Raw genomic sequence first — 13,883 nt, 5'->3', positions numbered from 1 at the left:
CACCTCACCTGGTAGGACACCCATGAGCTACGACGAAGGACCTGAGCACGAGCCGTTCGGCCCGGAGTATGTGCGTCCGAAGCAGGCTGACTGCCCCAACTGCCCCTGCTGCACTGAGGCCCTGTGCAAGCGCGGCCGGACGAACGTGATCGGCTGTGCGGGGCACGTGGACCCCGACAACCACCAGACCGTGCTGAACTGCCCGTGCGCGGCGGAGGAGACGCCGGGCACGATGGCGTGGCACATGGCGCGGATCCGCGCCGTGTCGGCGGCCAAGGGCAGCTCGCTGCCTGCCGAGACCGAGACGCTGCTCCGCGCGATCGACACCGGCCAGCCGACCGACGACCCGACGGGCCGGGTGGAGCAGCTGACGCTGCGCCGGTACGTCACCGTCGTGGACGGCCGCCCGCAGATCACCCAGTTCGGCCGCCTGTACCTGGATGCCCGGGTCGAGCCGTGGGCGGCGACCGCGCTCGTCGTGCAGGACGTCGACCAGAAGGCGTGCATGGCGCAGGTCGTGGTCGCCCGCTGGAGCGCGGACGTCTCGGTGTCGGTGCCGATGTACCAGCTCGCCAACCCGACGACGTTCCTGGGCCTTGACGAGCTGCCTGGCGTGATGCTGCACGGCTACGCGAACACTGGGGCGACTGCGGCCGACGATGTGGTCCTCATCAACGTCACGAACCCGCGGCTGGCCTCCCAGCCGTCCCAGCCGCCCCAGCCGCCGTACAAGCCGGGCGGGCTCATCGTCGCGCCGACCTTCGTCCTGCCGGACGCGCAGGGGCCCGAGCCGGCCGGGGGTGAGGGATGACAACAACGGCTGCTCGGCCGGGGGACCGGCAGCGGGCCGAGGAGATCTTGCAGTTCCTCGCCCCCGACGAAGAGACCGCGTGGGGCACCGTCTTGGCGGGGGAGCCGCACAGCAAGGCACGGCCGAGGTTCAACAAGGAGGGCCGCGCCTACAAGGACCCGGCCGACGCCGAGGCGGAGCGGGCCACGAAGGACCGGATGCGCCTGTGGTGGCGCCGCCCGCCGCTCACGGGGAACGTCGCCTTGGGCTGCGTGTTCCACCGGTCCAGCCGCCAGGAGATCGACGGCGACAACCTGCTCAAGCACGTCTGCGACGCCGGGAACGGCCTGTTGTGGGTCGACGACTCGCAGGTGACCGCGAAGTACGCCGAGATCCAGCTGGACCCCGAGCGCCCCCGCACGGTGCTCGTGATCGCCCCGCACGTCTCCACGATGCGCCGGGGCACCGACAACGTCCGCCCGTGCGAGGGCTGCGGCGGCTCGTTCACGCCGTCCCGGGCCGAGCAGAGGTTCTGCAAGCGGGAGTGCTTCCAGGACTCCCGCCGCACGAAGGCGGTGACCCGGTGAGCCCGAGTTGGGAGGGCGTGGCGGCCGTCCTGCAGGCGGAGACGGTCTCGGACCTGGAGCTCGCCGAGCGGCTGGGCTGCAGGCCGGCGTTCGTGGCCCGGGTCCGTGACAGCCTCGGCCTCCCCGCGTATCCGGCGCCGCCCCGGCCGTCGCCCGAGGAGCGGTTCCAGGAGCTGGCCCGGGTCACCAAGGACGGCCACGTGACGTGGACGGGCCGCACCACCCGCGACGGGGTGCCGCTGGTCGACCACTTCGTCACCGCGGCCAGGGTCGCCTTCCGGCTGCACCACGGCCGCGAGCCCGAGGGGCAGGTGCGCGGCACCTGCCGGGTCAACCACTGCCTGGCCGGTGAGCACCTGGCGGACCGGGTGATGCGCGAGCTGGCCAAGGGCGACCTGAAGGCGGTGCGCGCATGACGGAGTGCGAGCCCGTACGGGCGAGCTGGGAGGGCATCGCCCGCATCTTGCAGGCCGAGAACGCCCCCGATGCGGAGGTGGCGGAGAGGCTGGGCTGCCGGGAGTCGTTCGTGGCCCGCGTCCGCAGGGAGCTGGGCATGGAGCCGTGGCCGGTGCGCGCAAACACGGGCGTGCGCTGGCCGAGGCGGGACGCCCACGAGGTGTCCGAGGAGACCCGGCAGCGGTTCTTCGAGCAGAGGAAGGTGACCGACGACGGCCACCGCCGGTGGCTCGGCCGGCACCTGAAGGACGGCACCCCGTTGTTCGTCAGCGGCCAGACCGCGTACCGGGTCGCGTTCCGGATCGGGCACGGCCAGGACCCGATCGGGCAAATCCGCGTCGAGTGCGAGATGCCGCACTGCGTGGAGGGCGGGCACCTGTCCGACCGGCTGATGCGGGACCAGGCCGTCCAGCAGCGTCTTCCGGGCCAGGAGGCGCACGATGCCCACGCCTGAGACCCAAGCGGAGAAGTGGGAGCGGACGGCGCGTCTGCTGAAGGCCGGACCGATCTCGAACGGCGCTGCCGCCCAGCAGTTGCGCGTCCGCAAGCAGTTTGTCCGGCAGGTCCGCGAGGACCTCGGGATGCGCCCGTACTGGTTGCGGCGGGACCCGTGGACCCTCGCCGACTACGAGGAGCTGTCGGTGCCCGTCGGTGGCGGCCACCGCATGTGGCTGGGCCGACATTCGACGGACGGTGTGCCGATGGCGGGCAAGACGCAGACCGCGTACCGGCTGGCGTTCCGCCTGCACTACGGGCGGGAGCCGCTGGGCCGCTGCGAGGGCACGTGCACGCGGAAGGCGTGTGTGGCCGGTGAGCACCAGGAGGACGACGTCATGCGGGCTGCGGAGCCCGGCCGGCTCACCTATCGGGGCTTGGACCTGGTGGCGATCCGGAAGGCGCTGCGCGGCAAGCCGCCGTACCCGCCGCTGGCGCTGCCCGAGCAGCGGATGGCGTTCCGGCTGGCCGATCCCGCCGTGGGCCTGGTCCGCGAGGAGTTGGCGGTGGTCGAGCTGGCGCGGCGGCTGGGCTGCTGCGACCAGACGATCCGCCGGTGGCGGGATGACGGGGTGCCGACGTGACCGTGGACCTGTTCGTGCTGTGGCTCGATCTCGCCGTGGCGGTGGATGCCGCCGTGCGGTCGGCGCACCTGTGGGGGCCGCCCGCCTTGGTCCTCGTCGTTGTGCCCGCCCTGCTCTGGGCGGGCCAGTCGGACAGTGCCCGGACGCGTGTCCGGGCTCTGTCCGTGCCCCTCCTGCTTCCGTCCCGCTCCAAGCCGCCGACCTGCGAGGACACGTGTCCGGACACCTCGGCGGACAACGGCCCGGACATGTCCGGGCGCGACTCCCGAGGAGGCTGCTGATGCGCACCAGCTACGACACGCCCACGACGCACAAGCGGCGCGACTGGTGGGGCGACCGGGCCCTGTGCCGTGAGAAGGACCCCGCCACGTTCTTCCCGGACGACTGGCGGCGAGGCATCGGGGAGCTCGAAGCGACCGTGGCCAAGCAGGTCTGTGCCAGGTGCCCGGTCATCGAGCCGTGCTTGGCCGGGGCCCTCGAGCGCCGTGAGCCGGTCGGTATCTGGGGTGGGCTCGACCCCGACGAGCGAGGGGCACTGGTGACCAGCCGTGGCCGGATCACGCAAGCCCCGGCGGCCTAGAGCACCGCGCCGCCCCAGGATCCCGCCGACCGGCGTCCTCGACTGGACGTACGGCCACTGGGGCGGCGTCGACAGGAATTGCCGGTACTGCGGGCGCCTCACCCCGCTGCAAGACACAGACGGACGGCCCGCGCACAAGGTGTGCGCAGAGCTGGCCATCGCCCAACAGGCCGAGGAGTACGCCGAGGCCTGGGAGAACGAAAGGCTCCGGAAACAGTGACGAACGCCCAGATTCCCGCCGACCAGCGGGAGCGGATCGCCAAGGACATGCAGGGCCGGTACTACGCCGGGTCGTCGATCAGGAACCTGCGCGATCACTCCGGCTACTCGTACGGCACGGTCCGCAACCTGCTGCTGTCCGTCGGCACGAAGCTGCGTGTCCGGGGCGGTGTGAAGGGCGCCAAGCCCAAGAAGACGCAGGCCTGATCCCCTTCGACCGGCTCGGGGCGGCCCTTCCCCCTTGTGCCGTCCCGAGCCCTTCCACTGCCAGCCGGAGACACCTCATGGAGAACCGAACGGTCGTCGGCCTCGCCGTCGCCGCGGTCGCCGCGCTCATCATCGGCGCCGCCTGCAGCAGCCAGCTCGACGGCAACGACAGCGGATGCCAGGGCGCCGGGCAGCTCCACGCGGCCCTGGCCGCCGCCGACAAGCCCAGCCCGCGCCCGGCAGCACCCGCACCCGCCAAGAGGGCTCCCGCGGCCCCGCCCAAGCTCACCAAGGCCCCCGCACCGAGGCCGACCGCCCGCGTCAGCAAAGCCCCGCACACGGCTGGCCACGGCCACCACGGCGGCCACGGCGTGGACATCGACATCGACATCGACGTCGACGGCTGCTGACCCGCCCCCCACCACTTCCCGGAGCACCCGATGATGAGCACCGATCAGGCCGCCCAGCACATCTACGCGGCCCTCGCCGCACAGATGGGCGGCGACGCCGACACCGCCGCCGAGCACATTCAGGCCGTCGCCCTCGATGGCGACATAAACCGCGTGTACGGCATGTGCTGCGCCTTCGCGTACGCCGCCCACCACAGCCTGCAGATCCTCTTCGGCGACCAGGCCCCCCAGCCCGAACGCGGTGAGATGTGGATCGTCCGCCAGCTGGAGCCCGAACTACGGCCCGACCGCCGCGACTCCGGGGTCACCACCGCTGAAGACCTGTTCTCGCTGCGGTTCATCGTCGCCTACGCCAACGGCGACCACGACACCGATGAAGCCGTGTTCACCGCGGCCGCCCAGATCGGCGGCGAACACCTCGTCCGCTGCGTCGCCGCGCTCGTCGCCGACGCAGCCGGCCTGTGCAACGCGGGCCACGCCCACCTCGGCACCACCCCCGGAGCAGCAGCATGACCACCAGCCCGCCCGGCGTCCGCCTGTTCCACGGCGGCGTCCCCGGCCTACGGCCCGGCGACCGCGTGCTCCCGCCCATCGCCACCGGCGTCGAGCACACGCTGACCGGCACCGCCCAGGCCCTCGGCGCCAGCCCCGAACACGCCCGAGGCGACCGCGTGTACGTCACCATCGGCCGCGACGTCGCCCGCGTCTACGCGGCCGTCAAACCCGACGGGGCGCTGTACCAGGTCGAGCCGGACGGGCCCCTGGAAGTGGACCCGGACTGCGAGGTGCCCGGCGTCTCCTTCGCCTGCCAGGCCGCCGCCGTCGTCCGAGTCATCGACCCGGTGGTGCTGTTCAGGGACCGGCCGTTCGAGGCGTGGGTACGGCTGCTCAACCGGGCCACCGAGGCGGCGGGGGCGCTCGCCGGCGGGCGGCAGGCCGGATGACCGTGAGAACAGCTCACACGCACGAGGCGGGGACAGCCATTGTCGGCTGCCCCCGCCTCGGCGTGCCTCAGGGGCGGTCAGCGTTCCTCGGCCTTGCGCCGACTCGTGACGGTGGGCTCACGCAGACGCTCGACGTCAGCAGCCCGTGCGATGCGGCGGATCGTCTCGTAGTGGACCCCGGTGGCGTCGGCGACTTCCTTGGGCTTCATGCCGTCGTGAGTGAGCGCGTAGACGACGGCTTCGGCGAACTGCGCGGCGCCCTTGTCGCGGATCTTCTGGGCCTCGTCCTCAGCGGCCTTCTTGGCAGCTGCCGCGGCCTGCAGACGGGTCAATGGCGTCTCCTCGGGCATGGGCTGATCTTCCCACAGGCCGTTGGCCACAGTCGGCTTGGCCTCGCGGGTGTGTACGCGAACTACTACTACCGCATTGCCAACATCAGTGTTGGCCAAATGCTATGTTGGCTATGTCTTGATCATCGCCTCTCGGGTGGTGATCAGCCCAACGCGTCTGCCCGCCTGAAGGAGTTGGAAATGTCAGTCACCCCGCGCATGCGGTTCGAGGTGCTGCGCCGAGACGGCTTCCGCTGCCGCTACTGCGGAACCACCGCAGCCGATGCCGAGCTGACCGTCGACCACGTCACGCCGGTAGCCCTCGGGGGCACCGACGATCGCAGCAACCTCGTCACAGCCTGCGGACCGTGCAACAACGGCAAGACCAGCACGGCACCCGACGAGGTCGTGACGACCGCGCTGGAGGCCACCAAGCCCGTGGTGACCACGGCCTTCCAGCGATCGGTGTGGGGACTGCTCGCGGAGAACTCGGCGGCGGACCTGCGGCAGCCCTACGACCCGGCCGCGGACTCGTTCTGGCGGCATCAGGTCCTCGGTGGCTGGGGTCTACGGCTGGACCGGCAGCTACCCCAACCCGGACCCACAGCCCACTGAAGAGGAGATGTCGGCAGCACGGAAGTCCGTGGAGGAGATCGCCCGCCTCGGCTACTCGGCCCCGCTCTTGTGGGCCGCTGCCGTCCGGGCCGGCGCGCAGAGGTCCACAGACCTGGCGCCGATGGCGCTCGCCCTCCACGAGGCCGTCATGGCCGAGCTGAAGCGCTTCCGCGAGCAACAGGCCGCCTGACCCCCACCCCTGACCAGTACGACTCAGAGAGGCACACGTGGCGACCACCGAGCACAAGCAGTCGGTACGCAACGCGTGGATCAACCGCCTCCGTGACGAGGCTCTGCGGATGCGGCGACAGGAGGTGTCGAAGTGCGTGCACATCGGCATCCTGATCGCCACGTACGCGGACGCTGACGGCACGAATGCCTTCCCGAGCTACCAGACGCTCGGCGCCATCGCCGGATGCACGGAGGAGACAGTCACGCGCTGCGTGAAGGTCCTCATGGCCGTTGGTCTCCTTCGCCGGAAGCGACGCCCGAATCTGCCGTCGGTGTACCTGCTGGTGCCTCCGGTCGGCAAGGAAGTGCCGTGGTTGGAGCACCTGCACCTCTACACGGACACCCGGCAGGCCAAGCGAAGGAAGGAGCAGAAGGCGAAGGAGATCGCTTGTGCTCTCGCCAAGAAGGCGGAGGAGGAGGCCGACGAGGGCTCGCGGACCCCCTTCCAGAACGGGGTCCGGGAACCGTTCCCGGACAGGGTTCCGGACACCGTTCCCGCCGGGGGTTCCGAGATTCCCGGACCCCGTTCTGGAACGGGTAGTGACCCCGTTCGGGAACGGGTTCCGGACACCGTTCCCGCCGGGGGGGACCAGTACCGCCCTACCTTCGGTAGGGACCCGGGAACTGACCAGACGATGGCTGATGACTCACCTCAGCCACCGACGCGCGGGCGTGCGAGGCCCGGGGAGAGCGATCAATCGTCAGCGGAACCCGATGACGTGCCGTACGGCCGTTGCGAGGAGTGCGGTCGGGCGCTGACGAAGCCAGGCCGGACCCGCTGCTCGCGGCACCAGGAGCTGCCCGCCCACCCGAAGACCCGACGCGGGCGAGCCATCCAGCCGCCGATCATCGCCGTCGTCCCGGACGTGCCGCCCGCGCCCGCCGAGCCCGCGCGGCCGCCGTTCCAGTGGAAGCGCGAGGACCCGCTTGCCCCGGCCCGGATCTGTGGCTGTGGGCGTGAGTTCCGGTCGCGGACGGACCAGACCTGCCAGGACTGCCAGTTCGCGACCTACCAGGAGGCAGAGACCGCATGAGCAAGCACGTGACCGAGCTGGGCGTGGCGTTGCGCGCCCTGGGTGAGCGGGGTGAGCACCTGATCGCCCTGCAGCCCGCCCCGGAGGATCTGGACGAGATCCGGGAGGAGATGGACGCGGCCCGGCGGCTCCTCGTCGTGGCCCGCGCGTCGCTGGCCCGGAGGTGTGCGCAGCACCCGAATGCGCCGGTCGATCCGTCGGCCGGGGACGCGTGCCTGTTCTGCGCGACGAACCGGCGCCGTGGCGAGACCGGCGACGGGTCGGTGGTGCAGGCGGTGCCGCTGGAGCAGGTGGCCCGTGCGGTCGCCGAGCTGGGCCAGGACGAGGCCGTGCGCCGGTTCGGGGCGCGGACGGTGACCCGGGCGGTGCTCCGTGCCGCAACGACCTGGCCCTGTCGCAGGAGTCGGCGTGATGGCCGACAGCACTGCGGAGGAGACGCCCGCCCGCTTCCAGCTCGGCCCGGACCGGCTGAAGGAGGTCCGCCAGGTCCTGGCCCGGCTGGGCGCGGTGAAGCCGCCGGCCGACGCCGACTTGCGGCGGCTGCTGGCCGACTGCCGGACGGCGCTCGCGGAGGTCCTCGACGAGCGCGAGGGCCTGGTGCGGGCGAACGCGGAGGCGGCGGAGGAACTGGCCCTGTGGACGGGGGCCTTGGGATGACCGGACTGGGAGGACGAATGACGACCACTGCAGAGGCCGATGCGCCCCGGATCGTCGGCGATGCGCTGGCGAAGGGCGTGACCGGTGACCTGGAGGGCGGTGTCGACCTGATCGTGCCGCTGATCGCCGGGGGCTACCGGGACGCGTTCGCGTTGGCGTGCATGCTCGCCGAGGTCGCGGCGTTCACCGCGCTGCGGGACCGGCAGCCCGGCTCGTACTTCGGCATGCCCGTCGAGAACACGGAGACCGGCGAGGCGGGTTCGGCTGAGGACCTGCCGCCGCATGTGCGGTTCGCCGCGCAGTTCACGGTCGCGCGGGCGAACCGCGACGGCGACCACGCCGAGGCGCTGTTCCACGCGCTGTACCGGCAGGCGGGCGCGGACGGGCAGCTGCTCGTCGACGGGCTGCTGATGCTGTTCCAGATGGCCGTGTGCACGGCGACGGACGTGCACCAGGAGGTGCGGGCCGCCCGCGAGGCCGGGGGTGGCTCGTGACCCTCGTGACCCGCGACCCGGTCACCGGCCTGCGCCGGGGCCCGATCCGTTTCCGCGACGGGAACCCGCCGGTGCCGTCCGGCTGCCGCTGGTGCGGCCTTCCCGAGAGCACGCACGGCCGGGCCTACATCGCGTCGGCCGGGATGCACACGTGGGAGCGGCCCACCGTGGCGCAGGTCCTCGCCCGCATGAGGGCCCGCGCGAAGGCCCAGCGGGAGGCCAGCCGCATGGCGCCGATCGTCGCCGCGTTCGAGCGGGGCGCCGACCTGGTCGGCCCGTCCGAGCGCCGCCGCCGAGACCGAGCCGAGCAGACCACCCCGACCAGCGAGAGGACCCCATGACCACCCAGACGCCTGCGCGGCTCGTCATCGCCGCCGACCCGACCCCCGTCGAGCTGGCCATCGTCGACGACATCGCCGACCAGGCCGGCCCCGAGACGTTCCTGTGGATCGTCTTCCACCGCCCCGACGGCGGGACCCGGCTCCGCATCGCCTGGACCGACGGCGGCCCCGCCCTCGGTGACCGCGTCGACCAGCTGGCTGTCGCGGCCGACCTGGACGCGGGGGACTGGCTGCACATCGGCGACCGGCACAAGCAGGTCCACCACCGCGGCCGCATCTGCACCGAGGCGATCCCGCTGCGGCCGGTCCTCGCCGACGTCCAGTCCGGCGAGCGCTGCCCCGACGACCGGCGGGCCGGTCTGCGCCGGGTGATCGCCGCCGCGATCGCCGAGGCCGGACGGACCACCACCCCGGACGTGCCGCCGTGGCACGGCTTCGGACCCACCCTCATCAACCGGAAGGACCAGTTCTGATGGACTACCTGGAGACCGAAGACGACGTCCGCCGCTTCCTGGCGATGTGCCTGGACCCCGGCGGTGGCCGCACCACGCGGACCCCGGTGGAGCTGACCCGGCTCCTGCAGCAGCCGCACCTGGACGCGGTGGAGCGGCACGCCCCGCAGCTGGCCACGCTGCGCAAGGACGCCGAGTTCCGGCAGCAGCAGGCCGACATGGCACGGCAGATGTGGGCCGACGGGCTGGCCGCGTGGATCCACGGCGAGAAGGTCAGCCCTGCGGCCCTGGCCGACCCGGAGATGCCGACCGGGCAGGATCTGACCGCGCTGGTGCTGCAGGCGGGAGCGGCGTTCACAGCAGCCCGCGAGCACATCGACGAGTGCGACGTCTGCCGCCCCAACATGCGGCTGCCCGAGCTGTGCGTTGTCGGCCAGGACCTGGCGCTGACGGCGGCGAACGCCGTCACCGCCCCGGCCCCGGCCGACGCAGAGCCCGAGCCGGTCGACGGCTGAGCCCCGTGCAGCAGTGAACGAGCGCCCTGCTCGTATCAGGGCGCTCGTCTCCCTCCAGCAAACCAGACGGGCCGGCGGACGCCAGGCCCCACCCCGGAAGGCCCCGAACCGTGAGCGATCAGCAGCAGCGCGTGGGCTCTTGCCCCTGCGGGTCATGTGCGCGGCCGTGCTTCGAGCAGCAACCCGGCTGCCCGCAGCACGGCAACCGCTGCGAGCCCGACCACCACTGCGAACCGCCCACTGTGAACGGAGAGGTTGCCTGATGCATCCGCTCCTCACGGTCGTCTTGGCCTCGCCGCTGCTGCTGGCCGCCGCGGTCGGCTTCGTCCGTCACTTCCTGAGGGCGTGGCGGAGGTGGGCGCAGTGACCGGCGCCGGACGAGCTGCGTTCGTCGCCTACTGCGTGGTGTTCCTCGCCGCTTCCGGGAAGGGCGCCGTTCTCCTCCACGAGCGGGCGCCGTTGGACATGGTCGGAGCCGCCTACGCGGTGGCCCTGGTCTGCCTGGTTGCCCTGTGCCGGGAGATCGGCAGGGCCTCCCTGGAAGAACTCCGCGTCCGCTTCCGCCCCAACACCTGTGACTGCGACCTGTGGTGGACGTCCATGGGCCGCTTCCACGACGACTGGTGCCGCACCAACCGGAGCAAGCATTGAGTACCCCTGAGATCGTTCACGCCTGCCCGCTGCCCGGGCAGGGCCTCATGCCCTGTTGCGGGCGCCCGCCCGGCGAGGTGACGAACCACCGCGTCAGCACCGATCCCGCCCGGGTGACGTGCCGGGAACGGCAGACGGCAGAGCTGCAGGTCGACACCGATCGGGGCGAGTCCCCGTTCGGCTGGAGCGGCCAGACCGCGGCCGCCGGCCCCGCCGACCAGCCGCCCGCCAACCCTGACGACGGCGGCGGCATCCTGCCGCCGTTCTCCGGGGACGACGCCGAATGCCCGAAGTGCCTCCACCCCGAGGCGGACACCGAGTACCGGCTGTCCTTGCCCGTCCGGTGCCTCGACGCCTTCAACGGCCGCCACCGGCCCGGCCCGCAGCCCGAGCGGCTGCAACGCACCTGCGGGCGCTGCGGCTACCAGTGGGACGAGGCCTTGGCCGTTGGCGAGCCCGGCATGACCGTCGACGCCCTCGCGCACGCCGTCGACAACGCCTCGCCGTACCCGTACGACCTGCCGCGCGAGGTCTGCGTGTTCATGGCCCGCCAGCTGCTGGAGATGTGCCACGTCCGCGCCCGCCCAGACCACGCCCTGTGGCGCTACGACCCCGGCCGGCCCCAGCCGACCGTCCAGCCCCAGCCCGCACCCGACCCGAACGGGGAGTCCGCATGAAGGTCACGATCGAACAGGTCGCCGCCCTGCGCACGGCAAGCCGCAGCTACCGGCTCACGCCCAGCGACGACAAGGCCAAGGAGGAGATGGAGATCCCCGCAGAGGAGATCGTCATCACCTGGCAGAAACTCGACGAGAACCCGCCGACCGTCACCGTGACCGCGCCGACCGGCCCCGACGGCTGGCACCTACCCATTCCGCAGCGCCCCGACTGGCTGGTTACCCTCATCCGCAGCGGTGCCCCCGACTGGTGGATGCCCGGCAGCGGGCGCGTCCCGCGCGCGCCCGAAGCCCCCACCGAGCCGCGCCGTGAAAGGGCCGCGAAGTGACCGACTCCCGTCGGGCGGAGATCCGCCGGGCCATCACCGACGCGTTCCTCACCGACGAGCCAGCCGAGACGGGCGGTATCCGCGGCCTCCTCGGACACGTCGGCGTCGACACCACCGGCCGGTGCATCATCGTCGCCGGCCGGTGCGTCGACCCCTCCCCGGGCTGCTCGTGCGGACTCACCAGCGAACTGCTGGCCGTCGACCCCGCAGGCGGGCACATGCACGCAGCCCCGACCGGCCAGGACGACCAGGCGGACACCGTCCGGACAGCCGACGACGACCGTCCGGACATGGGCGGCCTCGTGTCCTTCCCACCCGCCGCCGACGACACCGGAGACGACCCGATCAGCGCGGACACTGTCCGGACCGTGCCCGAGGACACCGGCGCGGACAGTCCGGACACCGGTCCGTCCGGGTTCCGGTTCGCGTACAGCGCCACCGTGCCCCGCCAGCTCGCCGGGGCCGCCTTCGCCGAGGCGTTCGGCCTGCTGCACAAGGAGATGGACGCCAACCAGGCCGGTCCGGGCGACGAACACGCCGAGCTCGTCCAGTCCGACCAAGACGACCAGGTCAGCGCCTCGGAGGAGGTGGACGAAGAACGGCGTCGGCTGATCCACCTCGTCCACGGCTGCGTGCCCCTGCACGAGCACCTGGCCGCCGCCGACGCCGCGCAGCGCACCATCGAGGACCTGCGGCAGCGCAACGCGGACCTGACGGCCACCCTCGGCGACATCCTCGGCCGGTTCACCGCGGGCGACCAGGCGTTCCGCACCGTGCACGTCACACCGAAAGTGGTCGAGCGGTGGCGGCGGGTCCTCGCCGGCGAGAGCCGCGCCGAAGCCGAGCGCATGCCCAAGGTGGTCGGCATCTGCCCGGCCTGCCGCCGGCCCAGCCTGTTCCTCGGCAGTGGCGGCTTCGTCACCTGCGCCATGCTGTCCTGCCCCAAGCCGGACGCCCCCACAGCCGTCCTGGAAGACCCGGTGTGGGCGGACGGCGACTGCGGACGGCCCGACTGCACCACGGCGCTCGCCGGGGCACTCGAGCGCGCCAGCCGCGCCAGCAACGCGTACGAAAGGCTCCGCGCGAACGTCGTCACCGCGGGGAAGTACATCGCCCTGCAGCAGCAGCTCGGCCGCTTCACCCGCGCCCGCCGGACCGAGCTTCTCGACTTCCTCGCACGCGGGATGAAGGACCCCGGCCCGCTCACCAACGAGTAGGCCCCGGGCACGACGAGGCCTCCGCTGGCTTCCTCAGCGGGGGCCTCGTCGCCTGTCTATCACGCAGCGTCCTGCGCGGCTACATAGGGTCAGTGCGCTCGACCTTGGTGACCCGGACGCTCTTGATATCGGCGATCTTGCCGTTGGAAATCTCCGCCTCGAGCGGGGCCGTGTCCCCGGTGTTGGTCTTGCCGACACCGAGCTTCTCGGCGGTCACGCCGGTCGACCCCAACACGTCTCCGTCGGCGTCCAGATAGTCGAGGCTCACAAAGTAGTCAGCAGCGCCCGTGCCGTGGTTGGTGATCGTGTAGTGCGTGACGTACGCGTGGTCACCCCATGTGGGGTGGTTCTCGAACCCGGTGCGGACGATCTTGACGTCCCGCTTCGCCAGGTCCGCCTTCGGGGCCTTGGCGGGCGCTGTGGCCTCGGCCTTGTTCTCGCTGGTCGCCGAGCTGGTGTCGGTGCTGTTGCAGCCCGTCAGGGCCGCCGCAGCGACGGCGATGCCCGCCAGCCAGATACGCGTGCGCATGTTCTTGTGGTGCCTTCCTGATCAACCTTCGGACGGCAGAAGCTATCGGCCTGAACCGTGCGCAAGCCTCGAACCAGCTGGTAAGCACTCGAAGGGGGTGTTTATCGGCGGTTTGACCGATCCTTAGTCAGAAGATGCCGTGCCGGAAACCCGCGTGCGCCCGCCCCCACTCGCCCGCTACGGTCGTGCCTCGTGCAGGTGCGCAGGCAGCGGCTACTTCTCCTGCTAAGAGCGTGACGCGGGTTCGAATCCCGCCGCCGGCTTCCCGCCGGTGTCGTCCAGCGGCCCAGGACACGTACGTCGCCGCAGCCGACCCAGACCTCTGCACACCAACGGCACGGGCCGCCCGCCACGGGGGAGTTACGGCGGGCGGCTTCGTCATGTCCGGGCATCCGCCCGGTGGCTCACCCAGACGCGGCGGACAGGAGCACGTCCACGAGCCTGTCGGCTGCGTCGGGGCGACCGTACGCACGGGCCCGTTCCGCCATGCCCCATCGAAGATCGGCATCGGTCAGGAGCGGGCCCAGTGCGTCGCGCAGC

Annotated in this window: 25 protein-coding genes, 1 tRNA gene and 1 pseudogene; 24 read left to right on the top strand and 3 right to left on the bottom strand. The window is 71.9% G+C overall.

Annotated features, from left to right (window positions below):
• The first annotated feature begins 22 nt into the window (after positions 1-22).
• The 11 genes from BZY54_RS21960 to BZY54_RS21905 all read left to right on the top strand — a co-directional run bounded on the left by BZY54_RS21960 (position 23) and on the right by BZY54_RS21905 (position 5,272).
• The gene (locus BZY54_RS21960) at positions 23-811 is read left to right on the top strand and encodes a hypothetical protein (protein ID WP_086727017.1); all 789 of its coding nucleotides are present in this window, start codon (positions 23-25) and stop codon (positions 809-811) included.
• Positions 808-1,377 carry a RusA family crossover junction endodeoxyribonuclease gene (locus BZY54_RS21955; protein WP_086727015.1) on the top strand — a complete coding sequence of 190 codons (570 nt, stop codon included), beginning with the start codon at positions 808-810 and terminating at the stop codon, positions 1,375-1,377. The genes BZY54_RS21960 and BZY54_RS21955 overlap by 4 nt, the downstream gene beginning before the upstream one ends.
• The gene (locus BZY54_RS21950; protein WP_143668089.1) at positions 1,374-1,793 is read left to right on the top strand and encodes a hypothetical protein; all 420 of its coding nucleotides are present in this window, start codon (positions 1,374-1,376) and stop codon (positions 1,791-1,793) included. The genes BZY54_RS21955 and BZY54_RS21950 overlap by 4 nt, the downstream gene beginning before the upstream one ends.
• A complete protein-coding gene (locus BZY54_RS21945) occupies positions 1,790-2,287 on the top strand; it encodes a hypothetical protein (protein ID WP_086727011.1) in 498 nt (165 codons plus the stop codon). Before BZY54_RS21950 ends, BZY54_RS21945 begins: the two co-directional genes overlap by 4 nt.
• Positions 2,274-2,912: a hypothetical protein gene (locus BZY54_RS21940; RefSeq protein WP_086727009.1), complete on the top strand. Its 639-nt coding sequence runs from the start codon at positions 2,274-2,276 to the stop codon at positions 2,910-2,912. Before BZY54_RS21945 ends, BZY54_RS21940 begins: the two co-directional genes overlap by 14 nt.
• Complete coding sequence (locus BZY54_RS21935; protein WP_086727007.1) at positions 2,909-3,193, top strand: hypothetical protein; 285 nt, start codon at positions 2,909-2,911, stop codon at positions 3,191-3,193. Before BZY54_RS21940 ends, BZY54_RS21935 begins: the two co-directional genes overlap by 4 nt.
• The gene (locus tag BZY54_RS21930; protein ID WP_086727005.1) at positions 3,193-3,492 is read left to right on the top strand and encodes a WhiB family transcriptional regulator; all 300 of its coding nucleotides are present in this window, start codon (positions 3,193-3,195) and stop codon (positions 3,490-3,492) included. Before BZY54_RS21935 ends, BZY54_RS21930 begins: the two co-directional genes overlap by 1 nt.
• 216 nt (positions 3,493-3,708) lie before the next feature.
• Positions 3,709-3,918: a helix-turn-helix domain-containing protein gene (locus BZY54_RS21920; RefSeq protein ID WP_086727001.1), complete on the top strand. Its 210-nt coding sequence runs from the start codon at positions 3,709-3,711 to the stop codon at positions 3,916-3,918.
• Between the two features lie 77 nt (positions 3,919-3,995).
• On the top strand, positions 3,996-4,328 hold the full coding sequence (locus BZY54_RS21915) for a hypothetical protein (protein WP_086726999.1): 333 nt from the start codon (positions 3,996-3,998) through the stop codon (positions 4,326-4,328).
• Between the two features lie 30 nt (positions 4,329-4,358).
• A complete protein-coding gene (locus BZY54_RS21910; RefSeq protein WP_086726998.1) occupies positions 4,359-4,841 on the top strand; it encodes a hypothetical protein in 483 nt (160 codons plus the stop codon).
• Positions 4,838-5,272 carry a hypothetical protein gene (locus tag BZY54_RS21905; protein ID WP_086726997.1) on the top strand — a complete coding sequence of 145 codons (435 nt, stop codon included), beginning with the start codon at positions 4,838-4,840 and terminating at the stop codon, positions 5,270-5,272. Before BZY54_RS21910 ends, BZY54_RS21905 begins: the two co-directional genes overlap by 4 nt.
• 77 nt (positions 5,273-5,349) lie before the next feature.
• Here the strand turns inward: BZY54_RS21905 and BZY54_RS21900 are convergent, their stop codons facing one another.
• Positions 5,350-5,622, bottom strand: coding sequence for a hypothetical protein (locus tag BZY54_RS21900; protein WP_143668087.1), 273 nt, complete (start codon positions 5,620-5,622; stop codon positions 5,350-5,352).
• 180 nt (positions 5,623-5,802) lie between these two features.
• Here BZY54_RS21900 and BZY54_RS21895 point away from each other — a divergent pair, with 180 nt between their 5' ends.
• From BZY54_RS21895 to BZY54_RS21840, 12 genes are all read left to right on the top strand, one after another.
• Positions 5,803-6,216, top strand: a complete 414-nt coding sequence (locus BZY54_RS21895; RefSeq protein ID WP_244217275.1) for an HNH endonuclease — start codon at positions 5,803-5,805, stop codon at positions 6,214-6,216.
• 7 nt (positions 6,217-6,223) lie between these two features.
• Positions 6,224-6,406 carry a hypothetical protein gene (locus tag BZY54_RS50315; RefSeq protein WP_143668086.1) on the top strand — a complete coding sequence of 61 codons (183 nt, stop codon included), beginning with the start codon at positions 6,224-6,226 and terminating at the stop codon, positions 6,404-6,406.
• 37 nt (positions 6,407-6,443) lie between these two features.
• On the top strand, positions 6,444-7,481 hold the full coding sequence (locus BZY54_RS21890) for a hypothetical protein (protein WP_086726991.1): 1,038 nt from the start codon (positions 6,444-6,446) through the stop codon (positions 7,479-7,481).
• Between the two features lie 411 nt (positions 7,482-7,892).
• Complete coding sequence (locus tag BZY54_RS21880; protein ID WP_086726988.1) at positions 7,893-8,138, top strand: hypothetical protein; 246 nt, start codon at positions 7,893-7,895, stop codon at positions 8,136-8,138.
• A gap of 17 nt (positions 8,139-8,155) precedes the next feature.
• Complete coding sequence (locus BZY54_RS21875; RefSeq protein ID WP_086726986.1) at positions 8,156-8,632, top strand: hypothetical protein; 477 nt, start codon at positions 8,156-8,158, stop codon at positions 8,630-8,632.
• A complete protein-coding gene (locus BZY54_RS21870; protein ID WP_086726984.1) occupies positions 8,629-8,973 on the top strand; it encodes a hypothetical protein in 345 nt (114 codons plus the stop codon). The genes BZY54_RS21875 and BZY54_RS21870 overlap by 4 nt, the downstream gene beginning before the upstream one ends.
• Positions 8,970-9,446 carry a hypothetical protein gene (locus tag BZY54_RS21865; RefSeq protein ID WP_086726982.1) on the top strand — a complete coding sequence of 159 codons (477 nt, stop codon included), beginning with the start codon at positions 8,970-8,972 and terminating at the stop codon, positions 9,444-9,446. Before BZY54_RS21870 ends, BZY54_RS21865 begins: the two co-directional genes overlap by 4 nt.
• Positions 9,446-9,940 (top strand): hypothetical protein, encoded by a 495-nt coding sequence (locus BZY54_RS21860; protein ID WP_086726980.1) that lies wholly within the window; start codon positions 9,446-9,448, stop codon positions 9,938-9,940. Before BZY54_RS21865 ends, BZY54_RS21860 begins: the two co-directional genes overlap by 1 nt.
• A 363-nt stretch (positions 9,941-10,303) precedes the next feature.
• Positions 10,304-10,591: a hypothetical protein gene (locus tag BZY54_RS21855; RefSeq protein ID WP_086726978.1), complete on the top strand. Its 288-nt coding sequence runs from the start codon at positions 10,304-10,306 to the stop codon at positions 10,589-10,591.
• Positions 10,588-11,268 carry a hypothetical protein gene (locus BZY54_RS50310; protein ID WP_143668085.1) on the top strand — a complete coding sequence of 227 codons (681 nt, stop codon included), beginning with the start codon at positions 10,588-10,590 and terminating at the stop codon, positions 11,266-11,268. The genes BZY54_RS21855 and BZY54_RS50310 overlap by 4 nt, the downstream gene beginning before the upstream one ends.
• Positions 11,265-11,597, top strand: coding sequence for a hypothetical protein (locus tag BZY54_RS21845; protein ID WP_086726975.1), 333 nt, complete (start codon positions 11,265-11,267; stop codon positions 11,595-11,597). The genes BZY54_RS50310 and BZY54_RS21845 overlap by 4 nt, the downstream gene beginning before the upstream one ends.
• Positions 11,594-12,814, top strand: coding sequence for a hypothetical protein (locus BZY54_RS21840; protein WP_086726974.1), 1,221 nt, complete (start codon positions 11,594-11,596; stop codon positions 12,812-12,814). Before BZY54_RS21845 ends, BZY54_RS21840 begins: the two co-directional genes overlap by 4 nt.
• Positions 12,815-12,893: 79 nt before the next feature.
• On the opposite strand, the gene BZY54_RS21835 is transcribed toward BZY54_RS21840, so the two are convergent.
• Positions 12,894-13,343 (bottom strand): hypothetical protein, encoded by a 450-nt coding sequence (locus BZY54_RS21835; RefSeq protein ID WP_086726972.1) that lies wholly within the window; start codon positions 13,341-13,343, stop codon positions 12,894-12,896.
• 194 nt (positions 13,344-13,537) lie between these two features.
• Between BZY54_RS21835 and BZY54_RS50955 the strand changes: the two genes are divergently transcribed.
• Positions 13,538-13,606, top strand: a tRNA-Ser gene (locus BZY54_RS50955).
• A gap of 141 nt (positions 13,607-13,747) precedes the next feature.
• On the opposite strand, the pseudogene BZY54_RS53415 reads toward BZY54_RS50955, so the two are convergent.
• Positions 13,748-13,883, bottom strand: a pseudogene (locus BZY54_RS53415) (UDP-N-acetylglucosamine--N-acetylmuramyl-(pentapeptide) pyrophosphoryl-undecaprenol N-acetylglucosamine transferase); the annotation flags it as partial.

The organism is Streptomyces carpinensis (assembly GCF_002154505.1).
GTDB lineage: Bacteria > Actinomycetota > Actinomycetes > Streptomycetales > Streptomycetaceae > Streptomyces > Streptomyces carpinensis.
This window is presented reverse-complemented; position numbering and strand designations above follow the sequence as displayed.

Bases quoted from the DNA above. Each gene is read 5' to 3' on its own strand.
- BZY54_RS21960 (WP_086727017.1), top strand. From the start codon at position 23: ATGAGCTACGACGAAGGACCTGAGCACGAGCCGTTCGGCCCGGAGTAT.
- BZY54_RS21955 (WP_086727015.1), top strand. From the start codon at position 808: ATGACAACAACGGCTGCTCGGCCGGGGGACCGGCAGCGGGCCGAGGAG.
- BZY54_RS21945 (WP_086727011.1), top strand. From the start codon at position 1,790: ATGACGGAGTGCGAGCCCGTACGGGCGAGCTGGGAGGGCATCGCCCGC.
- BZY54_RS21940 (WP_086727009.1), top strand. From the start codon at position 2,274: ATGCCCACGCCTGAGACCCAAGCGGAGAAGTGGGAGCGGACGGCGCGT.
- BZY54_RS21930 (WP_086727005.1), top strand. From the start codon at position 3,193: ATGCGCACCAGCTACGACACGCCCACGACGCACAAGCGGCGCGACTGG.
- BZY54_RS21915 (WP_086726999.1), top strand. From the start codon at position 3,996: ATGGAGAACCGAACGGTCGTCGGCCTCGCCGTCGCCGCGGTCGCCGCG.
- BZY54_RS21910 (WP_086726998.1), top strand. From the start codon at position 4,359: ATGATGAGCACCGATCAGGCCGCCCAGCACATCTACGCGGCCCTCGCC.
- BZY54_RS21905 (WP_086726997.1), top strand. From the start codon at position 4,838: ATGACCACCAGCCCGCCCGGCGTCCGCCTGTTCCACGGCGGCGTCCCC.
- BZY54_RS21900 (WP_143668087.1), bottom strand. From the start codon at position 5,622: ATGCCCGAGGAGACGCCATTGACCCGTCTGCAGGCCGCGGCAGCTGCC.
- BZY54_RS21895 (WP_244217275.1), top strand. From the start codon at position 5,803: ATGTCAGTCACCCCGCGCATGCGGTTCGAGGTGCTGCGCCGAGACGGC.
- BZY54_RS50315 (WP_143668086.1), top strand. From the start codon at position 6,224: ATGTCGGCAGCACGGAAGTCCGTGGAGGAGATCGCCCGCCTCGGCTAC.
- BZY54_RS21880 (WP_086726988.1), top strand. From the start codon at position 7,893: ATGGCCGACAGCACTGCGGAGGAGACGCCCGCCCGCTTCCAGCTCGGC.
- BZY54_RS21875 (WP_086726986.1), top strand. From the start codon at position 8,156: ATGACGACCACTGCAGAGGCCGATGCGCCCCGGATCGTCGGCGATGCG.
- BZY54_RS21865 (WP_086726982.1), top strand. From the start codon at position 8,970: ATGACCACCCAGACGCCTGCGCGGCTCGTCATCGCCGCCGACCCGACC.
- BZY54_RS21860 (WP_086726980.1), top strand. From the start codon at position 9,446: ATGGACTACCTGGAGACCGAAGACGACGTCCGCCGCTTCCTGGCGATG.
- BZY54_RS21845 (WP_086726975.1), top strand. From the start codon at position 11,265: ATGAAGGTCACGATCGAACAGGTCGCCGCCCTGCGCACGGCAAGCCGC.
- BZY54_RS21835 (WP_086726972.1), bottom strand. From the start codon at position 13,343: ATGCGCACGCGTATCTGGCTGGCGGGCATCGCCGTCGCTGCGGCGGCC.